Here is a 23,438-nt window from a genome sequence, read left to right as displayed (position 1 = left end):
GCTCTAGACTGGCTGCCGACGATCCCCCCAGGAGTGACGCGCATGGTTTTCGGTATTGAGCACAAGGTGAAGTCGCACCGTCTCGGTCGGCGGCGCAAGAAGGGCGGCCAGAAGATGCTGGTCGCGCCGTGGATCGTGATCACGCTGGTGTGCGTGCTGGTGGCGTCTGGTTTGACCTGGGGTTTCGTGGCGCTGCTGCGGTCGGGGTGCTCGGGTGACATGTGGCGGGTGACGGTGGCGGCGGCGCCGAGCGTGTACGGGTCGCTGGAGGATGCGGCGCAGGCGTGGGAGCGGGAGCAGCCTGAGCTCGACGGGCAGTGCATCGGTGTGGAGGTGACGGAGGTGTCGGCGGCGGACGCGTCGCGGGGGATCACCGGGAACTGGGACACGATGTCGTTCGGGAACCGGCCGATCGCGTGGGCGCCGGATGCGCAGGCGTGGGGGTCGTGGCTGGCGTCGGGTGAGGCGACGGCCGGGTATGTGACGTCGGAGCCGGTGGTCCTGGGTGAGGCGGGGTCGGTGCTGGCGGTGGCGGAGTCGACTGCGACGGAGCTGGGCTGGCTGGGGGGTGAGCCGCCGACGTGGCAGGCGGTGGTGGACGCGGCGGCGGCGGGGACGATCAACCTCGCGGCCGCGAATCCCCGGTCGTCGACGGAGGGGCTGGTCGCGTTGCTGAACGCGTCGTCCGATGGTGCGGGGGGCTTCTCGCAGCCGGCGGCGGACGCGTATGCGGCGGCGATCGAGGCGGGTTCGTCGGCGGCGGACGCGTCGGCGTTGAAGGACGCGTATCTGGAGGCGGGTGATCCGTCGCAGGTGATGACGATGCTGGACTACCAGGTGGAGGACTTCAACTCGACGGTGGCGCCGGAGGTGCCGCTGGTGCCGGTCACGCCGAGCGGTACGTCGGTGTCGGCGGTTGCGTCCTATCTGGTGCTGGGCGGGGCGGCGTGGGTGTCGGAGTCGGATGCGGAGATCGCGGAGCGGTTCGGGGCGTTCGTGGCGTCGCAGGTCGATTCGGGTGCGTTCTCGGATCCCGAGCTCGCTGCGGTGGACGACGGCGCGGCCGCGCTGGCGCAGACGACGCCGGATGCGGTCGGGTCGGCGGTGCGGGCCTGGCAGTCGGGGGCGCAGGACTTGAACGTGCTGTTCCTGCTGGACTGGTCGTCGGCGACGATGGAGGAGACCGTCGAGTACGGCGGGGACACCGTGGAGGCCGGGATCGCGGCGGTGCGGATGGCGATCGACATGGTCGGTGAGATGGAGCCGACGTGGCGGGCGGGCTTGTGGGAGTACGGGGTCGGTGCGGGGGGCGAGTCGAACTGGCGGTCGGTGGTGGCCTCGGCGGAGATGTCGCAGGAGGGGAAGTCGGCGCTGACCGACGAGTTGTACGCCCTGTCGGAGAACGCGGTCTATGAGGGCGGTGCGCCGCTGTACGACTCGCTGGTGGCGGCGTACGGGGATCTGAACGAGCACCTCGTCGAGGGGGCCGCGAACGTGGTGGTCGTCTTGACCAATTCGGGGATGGACACCGAGAGCCTGCCGACGGTCGAGGAGACCGCGCAGACCCTGGAGGGGATGGCGGGGGCGGCCACGGTGTACACGGTCGGGTTCGGTGAGGCGGATGCGGAGAACCTGACGTCGCTGGCGACGGCGGCGGGCGGGTCGTACCTGCCGGCGCCGTCGGAGGGCGGGATCCTGGGGACGATCGCCCCGGCGTGAGGTGGCCCACTCGGTTCGGGAGGGCGGCTCGGGTTGGGCGACACTGGAGCCATGTCGATCTTGGGGGCGGTGGCCCCGGCGCCGCCGGGGCTCGATGCGGGCTGCCGCGGGCGCCTGGTGGAGGTCGACCGGCTCGAGTGGCGGGTCGGCGACGGCGGTGATCCGGCCGCGCTGGCGGCCGCGTTCTGCGAGCGGTACGGGGCCGTCCACGACGATGCCGACGGCGCGGTGTGCGGGGTGGCGGTGCTGGTCTCCGCTGCGGCGGGGGCGGTGATGATCGGCGGTGCCACGGGTGCGCCGAGTCCGGTGCCGGCGGTCCCGGACCTGGTGCTGGTGGCGTATGTGCACGGCCCGGTCCGCGCCGAGGCGCCGGCGGGCCCGTTCGCGGTCGGCGAGTGGCGGGCGTCGTGGTCGGGCGCCGACCATGCGAAGGCGGTCGTTGCGGTGCAGGAGGGCATCGGGCGCGGTCAGGTGTACGTGGCGAACGTGGTGGGCCACCGGTCGGCGTCGTGGTCGGGGGATCCGGCGGGGATCGCGGCGGCGGTCGCGGGCATCGAGGGCGCGGTGTGGGGCGGGGTGCTGTCGGGCGAGGGCTGGCTGGTGGCGTCGGGGTCGCCGGAGGCGTTCGTGACGGTGTCCGATGGGCGGGCGGCGTCGTTTCCGATCAAGGGAACGGCGCCGGCGTCGGCGGAGGGCCGGGCGGCGCTGCTGGGCTCGGTGAAGGAGCGGGCCGAGCACGTGATGATCGTGGATCTGGCGCGCAACGACCTGGCGCGGGTGGCGGTTCCCGGTTCGGTGGCGGTGGAGCGGTTGTTCGCGCTGGCGAAATGGGACCGCCTGTGGCAGGCGGAATCCACTGTGGTGTGCGATATCGAGGCGGGGACGGGTCTGGCGGACCTGTTGCGGGCGCTGTGCCCGCCCGGTTCGGTGACGGGCACGCCGAAACTGGCGATGCTCGACCTGGTGTCGGGGCTGGAGCCGGTCGGGCGGGGCCCGGCGATGGGCGCGTTCGGGTTCGTGCGGGGCGGTTCGGCGGCCCTGGGGGTCACGATCCGCACGGTCGCGCTGGAGGAGTCGCGGTCGCGGGCGCACCTGTGGGCGGGCGGGGGCGTGACATGGCGGTCGGACCCCGACGCGGAGGTCGCCGAGGCGGAGGCGAAGGCCCGCGCGGTCACCGCGCGCCTGGCGTTAAGCCGCGGCTGGCCTTCCAGATCGCTATGGTCTGCTCCTTGGCGCGTTCGCGGAGCGCGTCGGGCCATTCGGCCCGGTAGAGGCGCAGCCGCGGGGTCGGGGAGTCGAGTTCGACCACGCACCCCAGCGCCATGGGGGGATCGGGATGAAGCCGTTGGAGCCAGACCGTGCCGACGCTCGCGTCGTCGCCACTGACCTGGATGGTCCGATGTTCCAATTGGAACTGTCCTAGGATTTTCGGCTCGTTCATGCCCGAGTCCTCACCGTTCTTGTCCCACCGATAAGGGCGGCGCGGCGGTTCGTGTCAGCGTGTCGCCTGCGTGCCCGCATCAATCTTTCCCACCTGGGCGCAGTCGTGTCAATACCCGGCGCGACACCTGGGCGGGTGAACCGGACGAATCGGGTCCACAGTTGAGCGCGCGCGATCGGCTCGCGGTGCGCGTGCGCGTGTGCCAAGCTGGTGCGCATGAGCGACGACGAGGACTTCCGCAGCATCGCCGAGGCGGCCTTCGACCTGGCGCGGGCCGGGGAGACGGGGCGGCTGCTGGCGTTCGTCGCGGCCGGGCTGCCGGTGGACCTGGTGAACGGTTCGGGGGACTCGCTGCTGATGCTGGCGGCGTACCACGGGCATGCGGGGACGGTGCGGGCGCTGGTGGAGGCGGGTGCGGCGGTGGACCGGTGCAACGACCGGCAGCAGTCGCCGCTGGCGGGGGCGGTGTTCAAGAACTTCGAGGACGTGGTCGCGGCGCTGCTGGAGGCGGGGGCCGATCCGGATGCGGGGACGCCGTCGGCGCGGCAGATCGCGGCGATGTTCGACCGGGACACGTTCACGCGGGCCTGACCGGGGCCCTCAGACCGTGCGCATCCCCTCGGGGAGGCGCCCCCAGGCGTGCAGGTCGGTGAGGTGCTCTTCGAGGCTGGAGGCGAACGCCTGCGCGGCCTTGGTCAGCGGCGCCTCGCGGCGGGACGCCAGCGCGATGGTGCGGGAGGCGCCGGGCGGGGCGAGTGGTGTGGCGCGGAGTCCGGGGCGTCCGGCGGCGATCATGGCGGGGAGGAGGGCGATGCCGAGTCCTGCTTCGACGAGGGAGGCGACGGCGTCGGTGGCGCCGCCGTCGACGCCGGTGCGGGGGGTGAATCCGGCGGTCTCGCAGGTGGTGATGGTGAGGTCGCGGAGGTCGTAGCCGTGGGCGGGGAGGACGAAGGCCTGTTCGCGGAGTTGGGGGAGGCCGATGTAGGCCTGGCGGGTGAGGGGTGGGAGGTGGGCGGCGGAGGTGACGACGAGGGCTTCGGCGAGGAGTGGTTGGACGGTGAGGTTGGGGTGGTGGCCGGTGTCGCCGGCGGTGAAGGCGAAGTCGAGGTCGCCGGCGGCGAGGTGTTCGGCGAGGGGGCCGGAGCCGTCTTCGGTGAGGGTGACGGTGACGTGGGGGTGGGTGTTGCGGTTGCGGGTGAGGAGGGGGGCGCCGAGCCAGGAGCAGAGGGAGGGGGTGGCGCCGAGGCGGAGGTGGCCGGCGCGGACGGCGAGGACGTCGTCGATGTCGGCGTGGGCGGCGGCGTGGGCGGCGGTGATGGTGCGGGCGTGGGGGAGGAGGGTGTGTCCGGCGTCGGTGAGTTCGATGCGGCTGCGGTTGCGGGTGAGGAGGGGGGCGCCGAGTTCGGTTTCGAGGGCTTGGATCTGTTTGCTCAATGACGGTTGTGTCACACCGAGTTCTTCGGCCGCTTGAGTGAAATGTCTGGTTTGTGCGACGGTGAGGAACGCTTGGAGCTGCTGCGGGCGCATGTTCATAACGTATCGGCATGGTTCGGGGTTCGGCCATGAATTGGACCGGTGAGCCCGGTCGCGTCTAGCATCCGGTCGTGTCTACGGAACTGCAATCGCGCTCAGCCGCCAAGCCCGCGGGGGGCCGCAGCGCCCCTCTGGCGCCGTGGCGTTCGAACATCGGCTTGAAGATCGCCATGGCCGTCTCGGGCGTCCTGATGGTGCTGTTCATCGTCGCCCACATGGCGGGGAACCTGCACATCTTCGAGGGCCGCGAGGAGATGAACGCCTACGCGGCGGGGCTGCGCTCGTTCGGCGAGCCGCTGCTGCCGCACGAGAGCCTGCTGTGGGTGCTGCGGATCGGCCTCGTCGCCTCGATCGTCGTCCACATCTGGACGGCCCTGGTGCTCACCGCCCGCGCGCACCGGGCCCGCCCGGTGAAGTACGCGCATCGGCACAAGTCCCGGGGCGAGTCCCCGAACGCGTTCTACGTGATGCGGTGGGGCGGGATCGTCATCGTCCTGTTCGTGGTCTGGCACCTGCTGGACCTGACCTGGCGGACGGTCAACCCGGTCAAGGACATCCACGACGCGTACGGGGCCGTGGTGGCGACGTTCGACCCGTCGCGGTGGCCGGTCACCGTGTTCTACCTCCTGGCGCTGGTCGCCCTCGGGTTCCACCTGCGGCACGGGATCTGGTCGGCGGTCCAGACGATCGCGGGGCCGGACACGAAGTGGCGCAAGCGCACGCAGGCGATCGCGCTGGCGGTCGCGGTGGTCATCGTCGTGGGGTTCGCGGTCGTGCCCCTGTCGGTCACGTTCGGTTTGGTGGAGTGATATGAGCATCGACTACTTCCGCGAGGGTGAGCCCGTCGCGGACGCGAAGGCCCCGGCGGGGCCGATCAACGAGCGGTGGGAGAAGCGGCGCTTCTCGGGGCGCCTGGTGAACCCGGCGAACCGGCGGAAGCTGCGCGTCATCGTGGTGGGCACCGGCCTGGCCGGTGCGAGCGCGGCGGCGACGCTGGGCGAGCTGGGGTACCGGGTCGCGAACTACTGCTTCCAGGACTCGGCGCGGCGGGCGCACTCGATCGCCGCGCAGGGCGGGATCAACGCGGCCAAGAACTACCGCAACGACGGCGACAGCGTGCACCGGCTGTTCTACGACACCGTCAAGGGCGGGGACTTCCGGTCGCGGGAGTCGAACGTGCACCGCCTGGCGGAGGTGTCGACGGAGATCATCGACCAGTGCGTGGCCCAGGGCGTGCCGTTCGCGCGCGAGTACGGCGGCCTGCTGGACAACCGGTCGTTCGGCGGGGCGCAGGTGTCGCGGACGTTCTACGCGCGCGGCCAGACCGGTCAGCAGCTGCTGCTGGGCGCGTACCAGGCGCTGCAGCGCCAGGTCGCGGCCGGGACGGTGGACCTGCACACGCGGCACGAGATGCTCGAGCTGGTCATCGTGGACGGGAAGGCGCGCGGGATCATCGTGCGCGACCTGGTCACCGGTGAGATCTCGACCGAGCTGGCCGACGCGGTCGTGCTGGCGACGGGCGGGTACGGGAACGTGTACTTCCTGTCGACGAACGCGATGGGCTGCAACGTGACGGCCGGGTGGCGGGCGCACCGCAAGGGCGCGTACTTCGCGAACCCGTGCTACACGCAGATCCACCCGACGTGCATCCCGCAGTCGGGCGAGCACCAGTCGAAGCTGACGCTGATGTCGGAGTCGCTGCGCAACGACGGGCGCGTGTGGGTGCCGAAGGCGAAGGGCGACGACCGCCACCCGGCGGACATCCCCGAGGCCGAGCGGGACTACTACCTGGAGCGGCGCTATCCGGCGTTCGGGAACCTGGTGCCGCGCGACATCGCGTCGCGGGCCGCGAAGATCGTGTGCGACGAGGGGCACGGCGTGGGCCCGGGGGGCCTGGGCGTGTACCTGGACTTCGCGGACGCGATCGCGCGCCTGGGCAAGCCGGCGGTGGAGGCGAAGTACGGGAACCTGTTCGACATGTACGAGCGGATCACCGGCGAGAACCCGTACGAGCGGCCGATGCGCATCTACCCGGCGGTGCACTACACGATGGGCGGCCTGTGGGTCGACTACGACCTGTCGTCGAACATCCCGGGCCTGTTCGTGTCGGGCGAGGCGAACTTCTCCGACCACGGCGCGAACCGACTGGGCGCGTCGGCGCTCATGCAGGGCCTGTCGGACGGGTACTTCGTGCTGCCGAACACGATCTCGGACTACCTGGCGGACGGCCCGTTCGAGGCGCTGGACGAGTCGCACGAGGCCGTGCGCGCCGCGCGCCAGGCCGTCGACGACCGGATCGCGTTCTTCCTGGGCAACGAGGGCGACCGGACCGTGGACTCCTTCCACCGCGAGCTGGGCAAGATCATGTGGGAGTACTGCGGGATGGAGCGGACCGACGAGGGCCTGCGCAAGGCCATCGGGCTCATCCGCGACCTCAAGGCCGAGTTCTACAAGCGCGTGAAGGTCACGGGGAAGGCCGAGGGCCTGAACCAGGAGCTGGAGAAGGCCGGCCGCGTGGCGGACTTCTTCGAGCTCGGCGAGCTCATGTGCATCGACGCCCTGCACCGCACCGAGTCGTGCGGGGGGCACTTCCGCGCGGAGTCCCAGACCGAGGACGGCGAGGCCAAGCGCGACGACGAGCACTTCTCGTACGTGGCCGCGTGGGAGTACGGCGAGGACGCGCCGGTCCTCCACAAGGAATCGCTCGTGTTCGAGTACGTCAAGCCCACCCAACGGAGCTACAAGTGAAACTCAAGCTGCGAATCTGGCGCCAGAGCGACGCCGCGGCCAAGGGGAAGATGGTCGCCTACGAGCTCGACGACGTGTCCGAGGACGCCTCGTTCCTGGAGATGCTCGACGTGCTCAACGAGCGGCTCATCGGCGAGGGCGACGACCCGGTCGCGTTCGACCACGACTGCCGCGAGGGCATCTGCGGGTCCTGCTCGCTGGTGATCGACGGGCAGCCGCACGGCCCGCAGGGCGCGACGACGACCTGCCAGCTCCACATGCGCAAGTTCAAGGACGGCGACTCGATCGACATCGAGCCGTGGCGCGCCGGGGCGTTCCCGGTCATCAAGGACCTCGTGGTCGACCGGTCGGCGTTCGACCGCATCATCCAGGCCGGCGGGTACATCTCCGCGCCGACCGGGACCGCGCCCGACGCCCACGCCGCCCCCATCCCCAAGCAGGACGCCGACGCGGCGTTCTCCGCCGCCGCGTGCATCGGCTGCGGCGCGTGCGTCGCGGCCTGCCCCAACGGGTCGGGGATGCTGTTCATGGCCGCGAAGGTCGCCCACCTCGGCCTGGTCCCGCAGGGCCAGCCCGAGCGCGCGACCCGCGTCCTGGGCATGGTCGCCGCCCACGACCAGGCCGGCTTCGGCGGGTGCACCAACGCCGGCGAGTGCGCCGCCGCGTGCCCCAAGGAGATCGGCCTCGACGTGATCGGCCGCCTCAACCGCGACTTCCGCAAGGCCGCCACCCGCGCCGCCTAGCGAACCGCGACGAAAAGCGGCCCCCGGCTTGCGCCGGGGGCCGCTCGTCTTTCTCCTGCCCCGCGTGAGCGGGGAGACCCCAGGGGGATTTTCGCCCCACGTGAGTGGGTCAATGCCGCCCCATGTAAACAACGAATCGGAAGCGCCTTGGTCGCGCCACTTGACGGTGACCCGCGTCTCTCTTTCCTTGCGGTTGACGCAGCGTCACCCGATACCGTCGCAACCGCACCGACGGAAGGACGGCGATGGACACCTGGACGACCGCGCACGTGGTCAAGCTGACCGGCGTCACCGCGCGCACCCTGCGCCACTACGACGCCATCGGCCTCCTCGCGCCCGCCGCCCAGGGCACCGGCGGCCAGCGCCGCTACGGCCGGCCCGAACTCCTGCGCCTCCAGCAGATCCTCCTGCTCAAACGCCTCGGCCTGCGCCTGGACGTCATCGCGGAGATCCTCGAAGGCGGCCTGGACGAGACGGCCGCCCTGCGGGCCCACGCCGAGGCGATCGCCGCCGAACGCGACCGGCTCGAGCGCCTCGCCGCCACCGTCGACGACACCATCCGACAACTCGAAGGAGGCCGACCCATGGCACCCGAGACCTGGTTCGAAGGACTCGACGACGACCACCGTGAGGAGGCCCGCCGCCGGTGGGGGCAGGCCGCGGTCGAACGCGCCTGGAGCGTCCTCCAAAACATGACCCCCGACGAGCGGCGCGCGATCCCCGCCGAGTTCGACCGCCTCAACACCGCCCTCGCCGCCCTGCGCGACGACGGCCGGGCCCCCGCCGACCCCGACGTCCAGGCCGTCGTCGGCGAGCACTACCGGCTCATCGCCCGCCACTGGGGCGCCGAGCCCACCGCCGCCGCCTACACCGGCCTCGCGGCGCTCTACACCGACGACCCGCGGTTCCGCGACACGTACGACCGGGTCGCGCCCGGCCTCGCCCACTACCTGCGCGAGGCCATGACCGCCTGGGCCGACACGCGGCTGTGAGGCCGCGCCCCTAGGACTGTCGACGCCATCCGCGGGCTTCCCGGCGCGGGAGGCCGCACAGTGCGCGCCGGCGCGGCCGCTAGGCGGTCCAGGCGAGGTCGATCTTGTCCTCGGGGGCGGCGGGCATGGAGGCGCGCATGCCGGCCGGGCCGGTTACGAGGGCGGTGAAGCCGTCGGGGCCCGGGGTGAAGCGCCGTGCGGCCCCGGCGGGGACGACGAGGGTGTCGCCGGCGGCCAGGTCGGCCGCGGCGTCGTCGGCTTCGACGCGGGCGGTGCCGGCGGTGAGGGTCCACACCTGGTCGGCGTCGATGAGGTGCAGGGGCCCGGCGGTGCCGGGCGCGGCCTCGACGCGCCAGAGCGGGAACGGGGCGCCGCCCTGGGCGGGGGAGGCGAGGGTGGTCATGACCGCCGCGGGGGTGGCGGTGCGGCGGGTGTCGGTACTGCGGACGATGCGCACGGGGACGCCTCCTATGATGGACAACATGGTTGCCCATATAGTAAACCTAGTTGTCGATCATGGTTGACGCGGCCCCCGGATACGAGCTCCCGCTGCGGTTCCTCGCCGCCTTCCGCGCCGCCGTCGACGCCGTCCACGACGACCTCGCCCGCGCCGGCCACCCCCACCTGCGTCCCATGCACGGCTTCGTGTTCCAGGCCATCGGCACCCGCGGCACCACCGCCGTCGAACTCGGCGCCCGCCTCGGCGTCACCAAGCAGGCCGCCGGCAAGACCATCGCCGCCCTCGAGCAGCAGGGCTACGTCGAACGCGCCCCCGACCCCGCCGACGCCCGCCGCAAAGCCGTCCGCCTCACCGCCGCCGGCCTCGACGTCCTCGCCCGCTCCGCCGCCGTCTTCGAACGCGTCCGCGCCGAATGGGCCCACACCATCGGACCCGACCGCCTCACCGCCCTCGAAGCCGACCTCGCCGCCCTCACCCCCGGCGACCTCCTGCCCCTCGACACCCCCACCTGGTTCGGCCCCGGCGCCTAGCCGACCCCGCGCGGCGGACCCACCCGGCCCACCACGTGCACGCGCGCCCCGCCCGCCGCAGGGAACGCCTCGGCGCGGATCCGCGAAGGCGCCCCCACCGACTCGCCCATCGACACCACCACCCGCACCGACCCCGGCCCGTCACCGGCCAGCACCCCCGCCAGCGCCGCCGTCGAGTTCGCGTTCGCCGCGTCCTCGGGCACCCCGATCGAAGGCGCGAACATCCGCGCCGCGAACCACCCCTCCCGCACCGGCGCGTACACGAAGCAGCCCAGCAGGCCCGCCGCGTCGCACGCGGCCGCCAGCGCGCCGAAGTCCGGGACGAGCGCCCCGAGCCGGTCGGCCTCGACCGGGACCAGCAGCCGCTCGCGCGCCCCGCCCGCCGCGTGCACCGCCCCGGCCGGGACGGCCCCCAGGGCCGCGAGCACCGGAGCGGCCTCACCCGCCGCGGGCACCCGGTGGCCGGAGACGCCGGCGTCGAAGAACGCGCCCTCGGCCGTCGTACCGGCCTTGAACGTGCGGCCGGGCGTGCGCAGCAGCCAGTCGTCGCGCCCGTCCCAGTCCTCCAGGACCGCGACCGCCGCGAGCGTCGCGTGCCCGCACGCGGGCAGCTCCCCGGCGGCGGTGAAGAACCGCAGCGACCGCACCGGCGCGGCGCGGTCGACGAACACGGCGTGCGAGACCCCCAGGTCGGCCGGCGCCCGCGCCCGGTCGGCGTCGGTCAGCCCCGCGTCGTCGTCGACGACCGCCGTCGGCGAGCCCGTGCCCGGCTCCCCGCGCCAGCACGCGTCCACGATCACGGCCCTCACCGGTCCGGCCCGTCCGCGAACGCGGCGATGAACCGCTGCGCCGACCGGATCAGCGGCTCGTGCTCCGGGGCCGCGTGCCGCGTGTGCAGGCGCTCGCACAGCCCCGCCAGCGCCGACGCGAGATCGGCCATGAGCGGGCCGCGGTTCCCCTCGCCGGTCAGCGCCATCAGCATCGCCACCCACACGGGCCCGTGGTCGCGGAAGTTCACGTGCAGGTTCCGCTCCCCGTGCCGGTCGGCGGCCGCCAGCAGGTAGTGCACCTCGGTGGCGATCCGCCACGCCAGCGCCGGACTGGTGCGCGCGAGCACCGCGACGGCCGGCTCGGCGGCGTGCAGCGCGACCGCCGCCAAACCCAGGTCCCCGCGCGCCGACACCGTCGGCGCGGCGTCCCGCCCGGCCGGGTCGGGGCACAGGCGCCGGATCAGGGCCGCGTCCGCGAACGCCCCCGTGCCCGCCGCGGCCTGGAGCGCCCCGCGCAGCGTCACCGCGTTCGGTACCGTCACCGGCGCCGCGTCGGGGAAGTACTTGCCCAGCAGGTCCCGCGCGCCCCGCGCATGAGCGCCGCGGCCGGCGGCCGCGTGCAGGGCGGCGGCCAGGCGCAGGCTGTCGCGCAGCAGGTCGTCCTGGCGGCCCGCGGCCAGGAGCATCCGCGCCGCCTGGTCGGCCGCGCCCACCGCCAGGTCCGGGTCGGCCGCGCGCCCGAACACCCGCGCCGCCCGCGCCAGCGCCGCCGCCAGATCGGTGAAGCCCGCGCCCGCGGGATCGGCGGGGTCGAAGTCGTCGAGGCCGCCCACCGCCGCGACCGCCTGCACGGCCGCGGTCAGCAGCCGCCCGGCGCGGACCGCGGCCTCGGGGTAGTCGAGGCGCTGGCGGGCCCGGGCGGGCGCGGGCGCGCCGAGGGGCTCGGCGACGGCGTCGCGTTCGCGTTCGGCCCAGTACGCCCGCGCATGGTCGCCCGCGGCCGCATGGGAGGCGGCGCGGGCGGCGAGCAGCTCGGCGAAGTCCTCGCGGGACGACCGGTCGCCGGGGTGGCCGGCGAGCCGGTCGCGGTACTCGGCCGCCGCAGCGGCGAACGCGGCCTGCGCGGCCGGGTGGTCGCCGGCGGCGGCCAGGCGCGCCGCTTCGCGATGGGTCCGCCGGGCAAAACGCCGATTCGGCATACGGACTCCTCAATGGGGGGTAGCGCACCTGGTCGGGACGGACCGGGCATGCCAGGGCCCTTCATCGTAGACGCATGGCGAACGGGTGCGGATCAGCCGATCAGTCGATGACAACCAAGTCAGGGCCCGGATGGCCCAGGAACCGGTCGTGGGAGATCTCCCAGCCGTACGCGCCGGCGTTCGCGAACACGAGCCGGTCGCCCGGCGCGAGCGCGGCCACCCGCTGCCCGCCGTTGAGGACGTCGCGGGGCGTGCACAACTCCCCGCACACCCGCACCTCCGCATCCTCGAGGACCGGGCCGGTGCGCGGGCCGGGGACGACGGCGAACGGGTGCGCGTACCCCCACGCGGCCGGCAGCCGGAAGTGGTGGGTGCCCCCGCGCACCACCGCGAACGCCTGGCCGGCGACGGACTTGACGTCGACGACCTCGGCGACGTACCAGCCCGCGGCGGCCGCGAGGTACCGGCCGGGCTCGACCACGAGCTCGACCCCCGCGGCCCGGTACGGGGCGGCGGTGTCGCCGAGGGCGGCCGCGAGCGCGTCGAGGTCGATGACGTCCCCGCGCGGGTCCGCGCCCAGGCCGCCGCCGACGTTCACGTACCGCAGGTCGAACCGGCCGGTAGCGGCCGCGGCCGACCACGCCAGCGCGTCGGTCACGTGCGCGGCGTACGCGGCGGCGTCGAGGCAGTTGGAGACGGCGTGGAGGTGGAACCCGGCCACGTCCAGGCCCAGGGCCAGGGCGCGTGCGGCGGCGGCGAGGGCGGCGTCCTCGTCCATGCCGAACGGGGTCGGCGCGCCGGTCATGCGGTGGGTGCCCGGCAGGGCCCGGCCGCGGTTGACGCGCAGCGCCACCGGTCCGGTGAACCCGTTCGCGGCGAGGTGGTCGAGTTCGCGCCCGCTCTCCACGTGCACGCACACCGGCGTGGTGCTGGATGCGGCGGCGGCGAGGTCGGCGGGGGTCTTCGCGGGCCCCGAGAACGCCAGGCGGGCCGCGCCCGCGGTCTGCGCGGCGGCGAGCTCGCCGCCGGAGGCGCACTCGATCCCGTCGGCGTACCGGGCGGCGGCGGCCAGGACCGCGGGGTTCGCGCACGCCTTCATCGCGTACAGGACCGTCCACTCCGGGAGGGCGGCGCGGACGGCGGCCAGGCGGGCGGTGAGGGCGCCGGGGTCGTACAGCCAGGCGCTCGCCGGGGACTCCAGCGCCGCGACCGCGACGGCGACCTTCGGCGGGAGGGGGGCGGTCACCGGCGGGCCCGGTGCATCGGGTTGGCCACGAGCGCCTCGATCTCGGCGCCCGGGTCCAGGCGCATCGTCAGCAGCGCCTTCGTGGGCAGTTCGGGGGCGAGGTAGCAGTCGCGGTCGGCGCGGGGCAGGTCGAGCGAGGCGATCAGGTCGGCGAGGTCGGCCCAGAACGCCGCGGCGTCGAGGCCGGCGTCGCGCTCCAGGGCGGTCGCGAGCGCGGCGAGGTGGTTCTGGAACAGCGTGTACGCGACCTTGGCGCGGACCTGGTCCATGGAGGCGGCGTTCACGGGGCTGCCTGGGGGCAGGGCCACGTCGAACGGCACCGAGGGCAGGTGCAGGCGGGCGCCGCCCAGGTCCCGCGAGACCGCCGCGACCGGGACCGGCCCGTCCATCGCGACCAAGCTGTTCTGCAGGTGCGCCTCCAGGCCGATGCCCATGGCGGCCTTGGCGAGCACGGGCGGCACGAACAGGGCCGCGTAGGCGCGCAGCCACGCGTCGGCGTCGCCGTGCCAGTGGGCGTACTCCGCGGCCAGGCTGACCCCGGTCACCGGGGAGGCGGCTGCGAGCGCGGTCGCGGGCACGCACACCGTGCCGGCCGGGACCACCGTCGACAGGGGGGCGCGGGCGATCGCGGTGAGGTCGCGGCGCCCGGGCAGCCACGCCCCGGCCAGGTCGGGGACGAGACGGTGCGGCGCCGCCGCGTCGAGGGCGGTGAGGTGCGCGGACAGGACCGGCGCGAGGAGCGCGGTCGCGGGGGAGATGTCGCGGCGCGTGGAGGTGATGTGGATGCCGAGGGCGAGTTTGAGGAACCCCGGGGCGCGGTGCCCGGCGAGGGTGCGGATCGCGGCGGTCGGCCACGCCGGGACGGTCGCGTTCAGGACCGCGAGCCGCCCGGACCGGAACAGGTCCCCGTACTGGGGCAGAATCCGGTGCTCGAGCTGCCAGGGGTGGACGGGGACGACCGGGTCGGACAGGTCGAGGCCGGCGAGCATCGGGTGGGTGCGGAAGTCGGCGCCGGACCGGTCGAGGACGCCGGCGCGGTCGGCGACGAGGCGGACGCGGATCGGGGCGGGGGCCTCGAGGTCGTACCGCTCCAGGTCGGTGCGGTTCCAGCCCAGGCGGGTGCGCGCGCACGGGTGGAGCTGGTGCCCGTCGGTCGCGAGCGTCTCCAGGAGGCGCGCGGTCGTGTCGACGTCGCTGGTGCACGCGGCGGCGAGCCGGGCGAGGCTGGGCTCGCCGGTGCGGGCGGCGATCGCGGCGACGCGAGCGCGCCGGGATGCGGCGCGGGCGCGGGCGAGGGCCCGGCTGGTGCGCGCGGACTCCAGTTCGGCGGCCAGGTGCGCGGGGACGGGGGCGCCGAGGATCGCTTCGAGGGTCTTCACCGGGTCGCCGTCGTCGCCGGTCTCGGGGTAGTCGAGCTGGTGGAAGGGGCCTTCGCGGACGGGGGCGGGGCCGGTGCGGTGCCCGGCGAGGTTCTCGCGCCAGGCCGCGGCGAGGATCTGGTCGGTGAGGTTCACGCCGCCGCCAGCGGGTTCGCGACCCGGACCCAGATGTCGTCGGTCGGGTTCGCGGCCAGGCGCATCGCGGTCGTGGCCTTGATCGGCCACGGGTCGCGCAGGACCGCGTCGGCGATCCACGGCTCCAGGGCCAGGCCTCGCACCGCACCGGCCACGGTGGACCACCACCGGCCCGGGTCGGTGTCCGACCAGGCGGCGAGGGCCTCCACGATCGCGGTGAGCGTGGTGGGGAACAGCGCGGCCAGGAGCTTCACCAGGCGCGCTTCGGGATCGGCCTCGGGCAGGTCCCCGACGGCGTCGGGGAAGCGCCCGGGCGGGACGCGCACCCCGCCGAAGTCGCGGTACACCAGGCTCGTCGGGCGGTCGCCGGTGAACGAGGCGAGGGTGTTCTGCCCGTGCGCCTCCAGCGCGACGCCCGTCGCGGCGAACAGCCGCAGCGGCGCGAGGGCGACGGCCGCGAACGCCTCCCACCACGCGTCGGGGTCGTTCCCGGTGAGCGCGACGGCGATCGGCCGCCCATCGGCGGGGCACGTCTCGGCCAGCGCGGCGAGGGGGATCGCGCGGGGGTGGCCGATCGTGTGGGGGGCGGGGCGGATGATCGCGGACAGGTGCGGGTCGGGCTCGCCCGCGTCGGTGAGGGCGCTGACGGCCGCTTCGGACACGAGGGTGATGCCGCAGTCGCGGGCCGGGCCGGCGAGGGCGCGGACGAGGAGCGGGCCGTTGTGGACTGCGGCGGCCGAGACCTGCCGGACCGCGGAGGTCAGCTGGAGGTCGACTGCGGTCTTGACGTGCCGGTCGCCGACCGAGACGGTGCGCAGGCTCATGAGCGGGGCGGCGCCCGGGAGGGCCGCGGCGGGGTCGCCGAGGCCGTACCGGCGGGCCTGCCAGGGGTGGACGGGCAGGCCGGGCGCGGGCGACCCGGCGGTGATCTGGTGGCGGCCCCCCGTGCCGGTCCCGGTCAGGCGCAGTGAAGGGACGGGGTATTCGCCCAGGTCGAACCGGGCCCGGTGCTCGGGCGCGTAGGCGCGGATCTCGTCGTCGGTGAGTTCGCCGCGCGAGCGCGCGAGGGGGTGCACGGGGTGGCCCAGGAGGACGGCCTGCTCGAACCACACCGACGGGTCGGGGTGCTCGGCCGCGGCGGCGGCCCACAGGTCGGTGGGGTGCGGGCGCGCGGCGTCGAGGGCGAGGGCGGTGCCGCGGACGGCGGCGGCGACCTCGGCGGTGAACCGGTCCGCGTGCGGGGAGCCGGCGCCGATCGAAGCGGCGATCTCGACCGCGGTGGCGCCGGCGGCGGGCCCGGGCAGGGGTTCGCGGTCGGCGGCGGCGCGGAGGCGGTCGGCGACGATCTCGTCGGCGCGGGCGGTGGCGTCCATTGCCTGAACCATACTGGCCGCACCCGCCCGTGTGGAGGGTGCGATTGCTCACGGAACGCGCATAAGCGCAGCGTAAGAGTCAGGTCCGGACGGCGGGTGCGCGGTCGGCGGTGCGCGGGGCCGGGACGGCGGCGAGGCGCATCCGCAGGGCCTGGAGGACCGGCAGGTCGTAGACGGGCCCGGCGGCGGCGAGCCACAGGCCGATGTCGGCGGCGGCCTGGGAGACGGCGACGTCGTGGACGGCGGCGGCCTCTCCGGCGCGGGCGGTCTCGGGCAGGGTCGGCCACAGGACCCAGCCCTGGACGTGGGCGTCCGGGAGGGCGGCGTCGAGGGCCTTGACGGCTTCGGGGAGGTTCACCGAGTCGACGTCGGCGCCGTCGCGGCCGATCGGCGCGCACAGCAGGGCGATGCGGTCGCCGCAGACGATCGCGTGCGGCACGCGGGTGTCGGCTTCGGCCGGGAGGGCGACGAACAGGCGCGCGGCGGGCAGGTTGGTGAGGACCTCGCGCAGGAGTTTCCCGGTGGGCCGGTCGGCCTTGGGGCGGGTCCCGGCGGGCCCGAACGCGTTGAACTGGCGCAGGGCGCCGCCGACGGAGCGGCGCAGGGCGATGGTGTACCGCAGGCGCTTGACCGTCCAGGCCATGGCCGACCCGGTGAGGACGTACACGCCCAGGGCCCAGCCCCACGGCGTCGACGGTCCGGCGAGCGCGATGACGGCGGCGGCGAACAGGAACGCGATGACGAGCCGGCCGGTGGGCGGGGGCGGGGACCGGTCGGGGCGCCGGCGCAGGGCCCGGCTGGTCTGGACGGCGACGATCATCGCGACCGCGATCGTCGCGGGGATGGCGAGGACGAGGAACAGCCACGAGTCGGAGGCCAGGGCCTGCCCGAGGTAGCCCAGGCCCATGAACACCCAGACCGCGGCGGCCGAGGCGCACAGGGCGGCGGCCGTCCACGCCGAGGGCCGGTACACCGGGCGCAGGCGGCGCAGGCGCGCGTGCCAGGGGACGGCCACGAGGGCGCCCTCGGCGGGGAACGCGTGCTGGACCGGGGCGGGCGCGGGCGCGACGTTCCAGCCGCGGACCTTGCGGTGCGCGGGCTTGGCGGCGGCCCTGCCGTAGCGGCGGGCGGCGCGGCGCCCGAAGCGCAGCAGATCGTACTCGCGGCGCAGCCCGGGGTGCGAGAGCGTCTCCCAGGCGCCTTGGACGAGGTGGAACTCGCCTTCGTCGCCGCCGCGGTCGGGATGGGTCTCGCGGAGGCGCCTGCGGTAGGCGGCCTGGATCTCGTTGCGTGGTGCCTGCGGGCTCACCCCGAGGACGCGGTAGTGGTCTGGTTCGTTCACCACGGCTCCCGGTCGGTCGTACGGGGACGGGCCTGTGCCCGGCGAGGGGATCGGGCGTCGGACTCGACGGTAATGGAGCCCCCAATCTACCGCCGGTTCGCCCCTTTCGGTGTCGGCAGGTCCCGAAAATTCAGCCTGTCGTGTCCGAGACTTCTCCCAGACGACCCCCGACGGCCCACTGTGGAGCGCCGCGGCCGGAGGGTGACGGGCGCCCGCGGCCCTTCCGGCCTGCGGTTCTCCTTCCCGGGAGCGGGTTCTCGAGGCGCCCGCGGGGCCGCGGCGCGACGGGGCGGGCTTTCACGCGATTGCGGCCTCGCGGCGGGCGCGGGCGACATCGGACAGTGCACACCGGTGCCATTCGCCTTTGTCGATGCGATCTGCAGGCGCGGGAGGGCCGTGCACGGCTGCGGCCCCGCACCTGGAGGCGCGGGGCCGGGGCGTGTCGGTCGGCGGCTGCCGGGCCCGCCGAGCCGGTGCGGGTCTAGCCCTGCCAGAAGCGGGCCAGGGCCTGGGCGGCCGGGTCGTCGATGTCGGCGATGGCGTACTCGGAGGCGTCGACGGTGTTCACCCACGGCTCGGCCTCGGCCGATCCGAGGGCGTCGAGGTCGACCCACGGGTAGCCGTCGACCGGCTCGGGCACGTCCAGGTCCAGTTCGGGCGGGAACGTCGGCGGGTTGTCGGCCTCGTCGAGGAGGAGGTCCTCGTACGTGGCCGCGTAGGCGGTCTCGTCGCCGCCGGGCTCGTCGCCCGGCTCGTCGAAGTCGGCGTCCACCCCGAAGGCCTCGTCGAGCGGCTCGTCCTCGTCGAGGTCGCCGTCGTCGAACGCGAACGCCTCCAACCCGTCCTCGTCGGGAACCTCGCCGGTGTCGAAGTCGTCGAACCCGGGGGCCTCTGCGCCGTCGTCGTCCAGGTCGGGGAAGTCGCCCTCGCCCCCTTCGGGATCGAACTCGTCGAACTCATCCATCGGAATCCTCATCTCCGGGTACGAGGGTGCGGGCCTTCGCCAGGACCTCGTCGAGCTGCTTGACCTTCTGGGCCATGGAGTCGCGGCGCTGCTTGAGCGCGGCCTGCTTCTTGGCCCGGGCGGCCTGGTCGGCCTTCGCGGCGTTCTCGGCCGCGGAGATCCGCGCGTCGAACTCGGCGGCGCGGCGCTCGAGGGCGTCGTCCAGCGTGGAGTTGAACACGAACTCGACCTCGGTGAACCGGAAGCCGATCTCCTCGTTCAGGTTCGCGCGGGCCTCGGCGATGACGCGCTGCACCCACTGCTTGGCGGCCTGGCGGTCGCCCTGGATCTTGCGGCGGTACAGCAGGAACGCGGCGGCGGCGAGGCCGATGCCGACACCGGAGGCGGTCAGCGCCACCGAGGCGACGGACCCGGCGACGGCGGTCAGGCCGATCATGCCCGCGCCGGCGGTCACCGCGCGCCCGGCCATCATCGCCACACCCGCCGAGGACGCCATGAGCAGCGCCCCGTCCTGGTTGGCGTCGCGCCGGGCCCGGCCCGAGGCCGCGGCCCGCAGGCCCGCGGAGATCGAGTTGGTGGCCTGCATGAGCTCGTCCTCGGTGAACACCTGCCGCAGGACGCGCTCGGCGAGGAGCACGAACCGCTGGTGGAGCTCGCCCGACAGGCGCGCGGCGATGCCCTGGAGGGCGATGTCGATGCGCTGCGGCAGCGACTCGAGCGCGGCCTTGTTGGCCTTCTCCAGCTCGTTGAGGAGGGCCTCCTCCAGCTCCTGGAGGTGGGCGCGCAGGCGCCCCTGGACCTCGATCTTCGCGCGCTGGGTCTCCACGCGCAGCGCGAGGTTCGCCTTCTTCGTCTCGGTGCGGCGCGCGTTGAGCGCCGACTTCTTCTCCTCCTTCAACCGGTTCGCGGTCTCGGGGTCGGGGTCGTACGCCTTCATGTCCTCCTGCGCCGAGACGGCGAGGCGGGAGAACTCGGTGCGCACCGCGCGCACCACGTTCGCGGCGACCAGGGCCTTGCCGGCGGCGCCGACCTTGACCAGGGCGCGCTGCATCCGGCCGATCCCCGACTCCTTGGCGAGCGCCTGGCGGGTGGGGCCCTGGGAGTTGAGGGCGTGCTCGGCGAGCATCGCCGACACCGGGAAGTGCGGGGCGTTGCGGAACCGGGGCGCGTGCGCCTCGATCAGGGACCGGTTCTCCTCCAGGACGGTCTTCCACCCCGGGTACGTGTCGGTCTTGGTCAGGGCGAACACCACGAAGTTGACGCGCTTGGACGCCTCGGTGAGGAAGTCCAGCTCCGTCTTCGCCATCGGGCTCGACGCGTCGGTCACCATGATCAGGCACGTCGCGCGCGCGACCGCCTCGAGCGCGATGACCGCGTGGTCGGGGTCGAGGCCGCCGGTGCCGGGCGTGTCCACCACCGACATGTGCTTGAGCAGCGCCGACGGGTGGCCCACCAGCATCCGGCGGGGCGGGACCATCCCGGGGGGCATGGTGCCCAGGCGGGTCGCCCAGTTGCGCAGGTCGCCCACGCCCAGGAGCATCGGGTCGGCGGCGCCGGGCTGCCACGCGCGCACCGACGCCTGCTCGGCGTACGCGAACTCCAGGTACGCCGTCGTCGCCACCTGCGCGTCCACAGGGGACAGGCCGGGCATGCCGAGGAGGGCGTTCACCAGCGACGACTTGCCGCGCTTGGTCTCGCCGACGACCACCGCGACGGGCTTGTCGGGCTGCCAGCGCGCGACCTCGTCGACCTCGGCCGCGGCCCGCGCGTCGACCGTCCGCAGCGACGCGTTGCCGGCCTTCGCGGCCTTGACGCACAGCTTGTGGATGGCCACGGCCGGGTTCGGCTTCGCGGCGGCCTTCTTCGCCGGGGCCGGCTGCTGCGCCGACGCGGCGGGGGCGGCGGTGTCGGTCATGCCCGCACCCCCTGGCCCCGGTAGACGGTGACGATCGGGTGGCGCAGGATGCGGCCCCGGTCGGTGTAGCCGATCTGCTCGGTGCGCGCGATGATGCCCTCGTCGGCGGGTCCCCGCGCGGCCACCGTGGACCCGGCCTCGTGCACGGCCGGGTCGAAGCGCTGCCCGGTCGCGTCGACGGGGGTGACGCCGACCTTCGCGAACGCGCCGTCGAGGTGCTGGGCCAGCGCGGGGGAGGTGGCGCGGTCGCGCATCCAGATGCACGTCTCGACCAGGACGGTGCGGTCGGCGCCGTTCTGGGCGGCGCGCGCGGAGTCGGCGAGCTGGCCGACCGGGATCGCCCCGGAGACCGCGCCGGTGCCGGCGGCCGGCGCGAACGGCGGCGGGCTCAAGGGAGCGGCGGCGGGCGCGGGCACGGGGGCGGCGATGGACTTCCCGGCGACGACGGCGACGACCGCGGCGACGATGACCGACCCGGCCGCTATGCCCAGGACGCGCGCATCGAACCCGCCGCCGGTGAGGAACACCGCGCCCAGGGCCGCGGCGGCGACGCCCACGAGGGCCCCCACCAGCGGTCCGCCGAGTCGATTCGTCACTTTGCTCTCCTAAATGTTCGGTACGGCGACGGGGTCAGCCGAGTCGTTGGGCCAGCAGATGGAAACCACGATGCACCACGTTCGCCACCCGCGCCTGGGACGGGGTGGCGCCGCCGTTGGCGAACGCGCGCCACCGCCCGGCCGCCTCGATGGCGGCGCGGCGCAGCTGCGGCCGGGGGGCGTCGGGCAGGCCCAGGACGACGCCGGCGTCGTCGGTCAGGGCCAGGCGCGCGACCTCGGCCTCCATCGCCTCGGGCAGGGCGACCTGCCCGGTGGTGACCTGCGCGGCCGCCTCCAACAGCGGCAGGCGGTGGTACTCGGGGCGGGCGACGATCGACTCGACCGCGCCGCGCAGCAGGTCACGGTCGGCGGCCGGGCCCGAGGCCGCGGCCGCGTCCAGGCGCCCCAGCGCCCAGCCGGCCTTGATGACGTCGGCGCGCACCCCGAAGATCTGGTGCAGGGTGGTGCGCAGGCGCGGGAACCCCGAGGCCGCGAACAGCAGCCGCACGAGCTCCCCGGTCGCCAGGTGCGGGGACGCCTGCAGGTGCGCGATGGCGAAGTGGATGCCGTACAGGTCCAGGCGCTCGAGCAGACGCTGACGCTGGTGCTTGTCGACGGGGCTCTCAGTGGACAGGAACAGGCCCGCGGAGGCGAGCATGAGCGCGCGCTTCTCCTCGCCGAGGCCCGCGAGGGTGCGCAGGGCCTCGCAGTCGGCGGCGGTCAGCAGCCCGGCCTCGGCGGTCTCGGCGAGCAGGCCCACCACGGGCACGACGTCGCACACCGACCGGCGCAGGACGTTCGCCTGGTCCCCGGCGATCGGACCGGCGACCGGCCACGGGTCCTGGCCGGGCCCGGGCGCGAGCTTGTCGGCCTTGTTGTACAGGCCCAGGGCGTTCATCGGCGACGACGCCAGCTGCTGGGAGGCCTTCGCGAACGCCTCCAGGGCGTCGACGTCGTCGGCGCGGACCTGCTGGGTGAACACGTAGATGATGGCCTCGGCCGACTCGACGGCGGCCTTGGAGTCGTCGTCGACGTCGTCGGCGATCGGCGCGGCGAACAGCATCTCGCGCGCGGCGTCGGAGATGTCGGTGTTCACCGACTGGAGGCCGGGGGTGTCGACCACGGTCAGGTCCCGCAGCCGGTCGGAGGACAGCTGCACGTCGATCATCGCGGCCTCGTCGGCGGGGATCGGCAGCGTCGTGGGGATCATCCCGTTCGCGTCCAGGGGGACGGCGTGCTTGACGCCGTTGCGGGCGACCACGTCGACGCGGTCGGCCGGCCCGTACCTGAACTGGGTGACCACGCGGGTGCACTCGCCCGCGGCCGTCGGCGCGACCCGCCGCCCGATCAAAGCGTTCACGAGGGTGGACTTCCCGGCCTTGAGGCGCCCGGCGACGGCGACGCGCAGCGGCTGCCCCAACCGGCCCGCGACCTCCTCGACCACGGGGCGCGACGCGCTGCTGACCTTGCCGGCCAGTTCCTCGCACATGCTCGCCACGCTCGTGGTGAGTTGTCCTGCCACCATGGTCCCCGCGTCCGCCCTCTCCGTGTAATCTCGTCGGTCCCGATGGTCCGGGCCTGCGCCGGTCTGCGGCGCCTCGAGCCCCGACGCCGGTCTGCGGCATCGAAGCTTCCGCAATATCATGAGAGGCGTCGGCCTTCGGTCGACAACACGAGATTACAAACCGCAGCCGCCCGGCCGCCTCCCCCATTCGTGCCACGCCGTTAGGAGCCCCCTTGGCCGCCCCGCCGCCCACCCCCGGACTGGCGCCGCCCGTCGCCTCGACGCCCCCGCCGAGCGGGGCTTTGAACCGTGACGATGCCCTGCGCGCCATGGCCGGCGCGCTGGCGGGACCGGGCCTGGTGGTCGTCACCGGCCCGCCCGGGTCCGGCCGCACCCGGCTCCTGGAGCGCCTCGCCCGCGCGTCCAAGCGGCCCGTGCACGCCGGCGGGGGCCTGGCGATGCTCTCGGGCCAGCCCGCGCTCGCGCTCGAGCGCGCCACCCGGGCGCGCATGCCCGCCGGCGACCTCCCGCTGCTGGCCGAGGCCGTCTACTCCCGCACCCGCGGGGGCCTGCTCATCGTCGACGACCTCCAGTGGTGCGACGCGGCGACGCTCGCGGTCCTGCCGGTCCTGGCCGAGCGCCTCCCGGTCGCCGCGGCCCTGCGCATCCCCAACCGGCTCCCCGAAGACGTCCTCGCGCGCGTCCTCGCGGCCGCGACGGTCGTGCCCGTCCCCGAGCTCACCGACGCCGAAGCGGCCGCGCTCGTCGCCGAGGCCGCACCGGCGCTGCCGCCGACCCGCGCCGCCGCACTCGCCGCGCGCGCCGGCGGGAACCCGCTGGCGCTCACCG

Annotated in this window: 21 protein-coding genes; 9 read left to right on the top strand and 12 right to left on the bottom strand. The window is 74.5% G+C overall.

Annotated elements, in window-relative coordinates; genetic code table 11:
• Window positions 1-42 precede the first annotated feature (42 nt).
• The 3 genes from ABD419_RS23440 (at window position 43) to ABD419_RS23430 (ending at window position 3,751) form a co-directional block, all read left to right on the top strand.
• Complete coding sequence (locus tag ABD419_RS23440) at window positions 43-1,719, top strand: hypothetical protein (protein WP_344492037.1); 1,677 nt, start codon at window positions 43-45, stop codon at window positions 1,717-1,719.
• A gap of 51 nt (window positions 1,720-1,770) precedes the next feature.
• The gene (locus ABD419_RS23435) at window positions 1,771-3,105 is read left to right on the top strand and encodes a chorismate-binding protein (protein WP_344492034.1); all 1,335 of its coding nucleotides are present in this window, start codon (window positions 1,771-1,773) and stop codon (window positions 3,103-3,105) included.
• Between the two features lie 271 nt (window positions 3,106-3,376).
• Window positions 3,377-3,751, top strand: coding sequence for an ankyrin repeat domain-containing protein (locus tag ABD419_RS23430; protein ID WP_344492031.1), 375 nt, complete (start codon window positions 3,377-3,379; stop codon window positions 3,749-3,751).
• Window positions 3,752-3,760: 9 nt separating this feature from the next.
• Here ABD419_RS23430 and ABD419_RS23425 read toward each other — a convergent pair whose 3' ends face one another.
• On the bottom strand, window positions 3,761-4,687 hold the full coding sequence (locus ABD419_RS23425; RefSeq protein WP_344492028.1) for a LysR family transcriptional regulator: 927 nt from the start codon (window positions 4,685-4,687) through the stop codon (window positions 3,761-3,763).
• Between the two features lie 137 nt (window positions 4,688-4,824).
• On the opposite strand from ABD419_RS23425, the gene ABD419_RS23420 reads away from it, so the two are divergent.
• From ABD419_RS23420 to ABD419_RS23405, 4 genes are all read left to right on the top strand, one after another.
• Window positions 4,825-5,502 carry a succinate dehydrogenase cytochrome b subunit gene (locus ABD419_RS23420; RefSeq protein ID WP_344492148.1) on the top strand — a complete coding sequence of 226 codons (678 nt, stop codon included), beginning with the start codon at window positions 4,825-4,827 and terminating at the stop codon, window positions 5,500-5,502.
• Between the two features lie 7 nt (window positions 5,503-5,509).
• Window positions 5,510-7,441 carry a fumarate reductase/succinate dehydrogenase flavoprotein subunit gene (locus tag ABD419_RS23415; RefSeq protein WP_344492145.1) on the top strand — a complete coding sequence of 644 codons (1,932 nt, stop codon included), beginning with the start codon at window positions 5,510-5,512 and terminating at the stop codon, window positions 7,439-7,441.
• Window positions 7,438-8,184, top strand: a complete 747-nt coding sequence (locus ABD419_RS23410; RefSeq protein ID WP_344492025.1) for a succinate dehydrogenase/fumarate reductase iron-sulfur subunit — start codon at window positions 7,438-7,440, stop codon at window positions 8,182-8,184. The genes ABD419_RS23415 and ABD419_RS23410 overlap by 4 nt, the downstream gene beginning before the upstream one ends.
• A gap of 245 nt (window positions 8,185-8,429) precedes the next feature.
• Entirely contained in the window at window positions 8,430-9,176 is a 747-nt protein-coding gene (locus ABD419_RS23405) for a MerR family transcriptional regulator (protein ID WP_344492022.1), read from the top strand.
• A gap of 79 nt (window positions 9,177-9,255) precedes the next feature.
• Here the strand turns inward: ABD419_RS23405 and ABD419_RS23400 are convergent, their stop codons facing one another.
• On the bottom strand, window positions 9,256-9,633 hold the full coding sequence (locus ABD419_RS23400) for a cupin (protein WP_344492019.1): 378 nt from the start codon (window positions 9,631-9,633) through the stop codon (window positions 9,256-9,258).
• 59 nt (window positions 9,634-9,692) lie between these two features.
• Between ABD419_RS23400 and ABD419_RS23395 the strand changes: the two genes are divergently transcribed.
• Window positions 9,693-10,166, top strand: coding sequence for a MarR family winged helix-turn-helix transcriptional regulator (locus tag ABD419_RS23395; RefSeq protein WP_344492142.1), 474 nt, complete (start codon window positions 9,693-9,695; stop codon window positions 10,164-10,166).
• Here ABD419_RS23395 and ABD419_RS23390 read toward each other — a convergent pair.
• From ABD419_RS23390 to ABD419_RS23345, 10 genes are all read right to left on the bottom strand, one after another.
• Complete coding sequence (locus ABD419_RS23390) at window positions 10,163-10,966, bottom strand: PhzF family phenazine biosynthesis protein (protein ID WP_344492016.1); 804 nt, start codon at window positions 10,964-10,966, stop codon at window positions 10,163-10,165. The genes ABD419_RS23395 and ABD419_RS23390 overlap by 4 nt on opposite strands.
• 5 nt (window positions 10,967-10,971) lie before the next feature.
• Complete coding sequence (locus tag ABD419_RS23385; protein WP_344492013.1) at window positions 10,972-12,135, bottom strand: hypothetical protein; 1,164 nt, start codon at window positions 12,133-12,135, stop codon at window positions 10,972-10,974.
• 100 nt (window positions 12,136-12,235) lie between these two features.
• Window positions 12,236-13,381, bottom strand: a complete 1,146-nt coding sequence (locus ABD419_RS23380; protein WP_344492010.1) for a type III PLP-dependent enzyme domain-containing protein — start codon at window positions 13,379-13,381, stop codon at window positions 12,236-12,238.
• Entirely contained in the window at window positions 13,378-14,895 is a 1,518-nt protein-coding gene (locus ABD419_RS23375; RefSeq protein ID WP_344492007.1) for an IucA/IucC family protein, read from the bottom strand. Before ABD419_RS23375 ends, ABD419_RS23380 begins: the two co-directional genes overlap by 4 nt.
• Window positions 14,892-16,268, bottom strand: a complete 1,377-nt coding sequence (locus ABD419_RS23370; RefSeq protein ID WP_344492004.1) for an IucA/IucC family protein — start codon at window positions 16,266-16,268, stop codon at window positions 14,892-14,894. Before ABD419_RS23370 ends, ABD419_RS23375 begins: the two co-directional genes overlap by 4 nt.
• A 79-nt stretch (window positions 16,269-16,347) precedes the next feature.
• Window positions 16,348-17,610 carry a J domain-containing protein gene (locus ABD419_RS23365; protein ID WP_344492001.1) on the bottom strand — a complete coding sequence of 421 codons (1,263 nt, stop codon included), beginning with the start codon at window positions 17,608-17,610 and terminating at the stop codon, window positions 16,348-16,350.
• A 481-nt stretch (window positions 17,611-18,091) separates the two neighbouring features.
• Window positions 18,092-18,574 (bottom strand): hypothetical protein, encoded by a 483-nt coding sequence (locus ABD419_RS23360; protein ID WP_344491998.1) that lies wholly within the window; start codon window positions 18,572-18,574, stop codon window positions 18,092-18,094.
• On the bottom strand, window positions 18,567-20,489 hold the full coding sequence (locus ABD419_RS23355; protein WP_344491995.1) for a dynamin family protein: 1,923 nt from the start codon (window positions 20,487-20,489) through the stop codon (window positions 18,567-18,569). The genes ABD419_RS23360 and ABD419_RS23355 overlap by 8 nt, the downstream gene beginning before the upstream one ends.
• Window positions 20,486-21,085, bottom strand: a complete 600-nt coding sequence (locus ABD419_RS23350) for a nucleotide exchange factor GrpE (protein WP_344491992.1) — start codon at window positions 21,083-21,085, stop codon at window positions 20,486-20,488. The genes ABD419_RS23355 and ABD419_RS23350 overlap by 4 nt, the downstream gene beginning before the upstream one ends.
• Window positions 21,086-21,119: 34 nt before the next feature.
• Entirely contained in the window at window positions 21,120-22,574 is a 1,455-nt protein-coding gene (locus ABD419_RS23345) for a dynamin family protein (RefSeq protein WP_344491989.1), read from the bottom strand.
• Between the two features lie 317 nt (window positions 22,575-22,891).
• Between ABD419_RS23345 and ABD419_RS23340 the strand changes: the two genes are divergently transcribed.
• The coding region (locus tag ABD419_RS23340; RefSeq protein ID WP_425556178.1) for a P-loop NTPase family protein at window positions 22,892-23,438 on the top strand (547 nt) is incomplete at its 3' end.

The sequence above is a fragment of the Glycomyces endophyticus genome, from assembly GCF_039531525.1.
GTDB lineage: Bacteria > Actinomycetota > Actinomycetes > Mycobacteriales > Micromonosporaceae > Glycomyces > Glycomyces endophyticus.
The sequence above is the reverse complement of the archived record's forward strand: the minus strand, read 5'-3'. Positions and strand labels throughout refer to the sequence as shown.

Coding starts and splice junctions, on each gene's coding strand:
- ABD419_RS23440 (WP_344492037.1), top strand. CDS start 43: ATGGTTTTCGGTATTGAGCACAAGGTGAAGTCGCACCGTCTCGGTCGG.
- ABD419_RS23435 (WP_344492034.1), top strand. CDS start 1,771: ATGTCGATCTTGGGGGCGGTGGCCCCGGCGCCGCCGGGGCTCGATGCG.
- ABD419_RS23430 (WP_344492031.1), top strand. CDS start 3,377: ATGAGCGACGACGAGGACTTCCGCAGCATCGCCGAGGCGGCCTTCGAC.
- ABD419_RS23425 (WP_344492028.1), bottom strand. CDS start 4,687: ATGCGCCCGCAGCAGCTCCAAGCGTTCCTCACCGTCGCACAAACCAGA.
- ABD419_RS23405 (WP_344492022.1), top strand. CDS start 8,430: ATGGACACCTGGACGACCGCGCACGTGGTCAAGCTGACCGGCGTCACC.
- ABD419_RS23395 (WP_344492142.1), top strand. CDS start 9,693: ATGGTTGACGCGGCCCCCGGATACGAGCTCCCGCTGCGGTTCCTCGCC.
- ABD419_RS23385 (WP_344492013.1), bottom strand. CDS start 12,135: ATGCCGAATCGGCGTTTTGCCCGGCGGACCCATCGCGAAGCGGCGCGC.
- ABD419_RS23370 (WP_344492004.1), bottom strand. CDS start 16,268: ATGGACGCCACCGCCCGCGCCGACGAGATCGTCGCCGACCGCCTCCGC.
- ABD419_RS23360 (WP_344491998.1), bottom strand. CDS start 18,574: ATGGATGAGTTCGACGAGTTCGATCCCGAAGGGGGCGAGGGCGACTTC.
- ABD419_RS23355 (WP_344491995.1), bottom strand. CDS start 20,489: ATGACCGACACCGCCGCCCCCGCCGCGTCGGCGCAGCAGCCGGCCCCG.
- ABD419_RS23345 (WP_344491989.1), bottom strand. CDS start 22,574: ATGTGCGAGGAACTGGCCGGCAAGGTCAGCAGCGCGTCGCGCCCCGTG.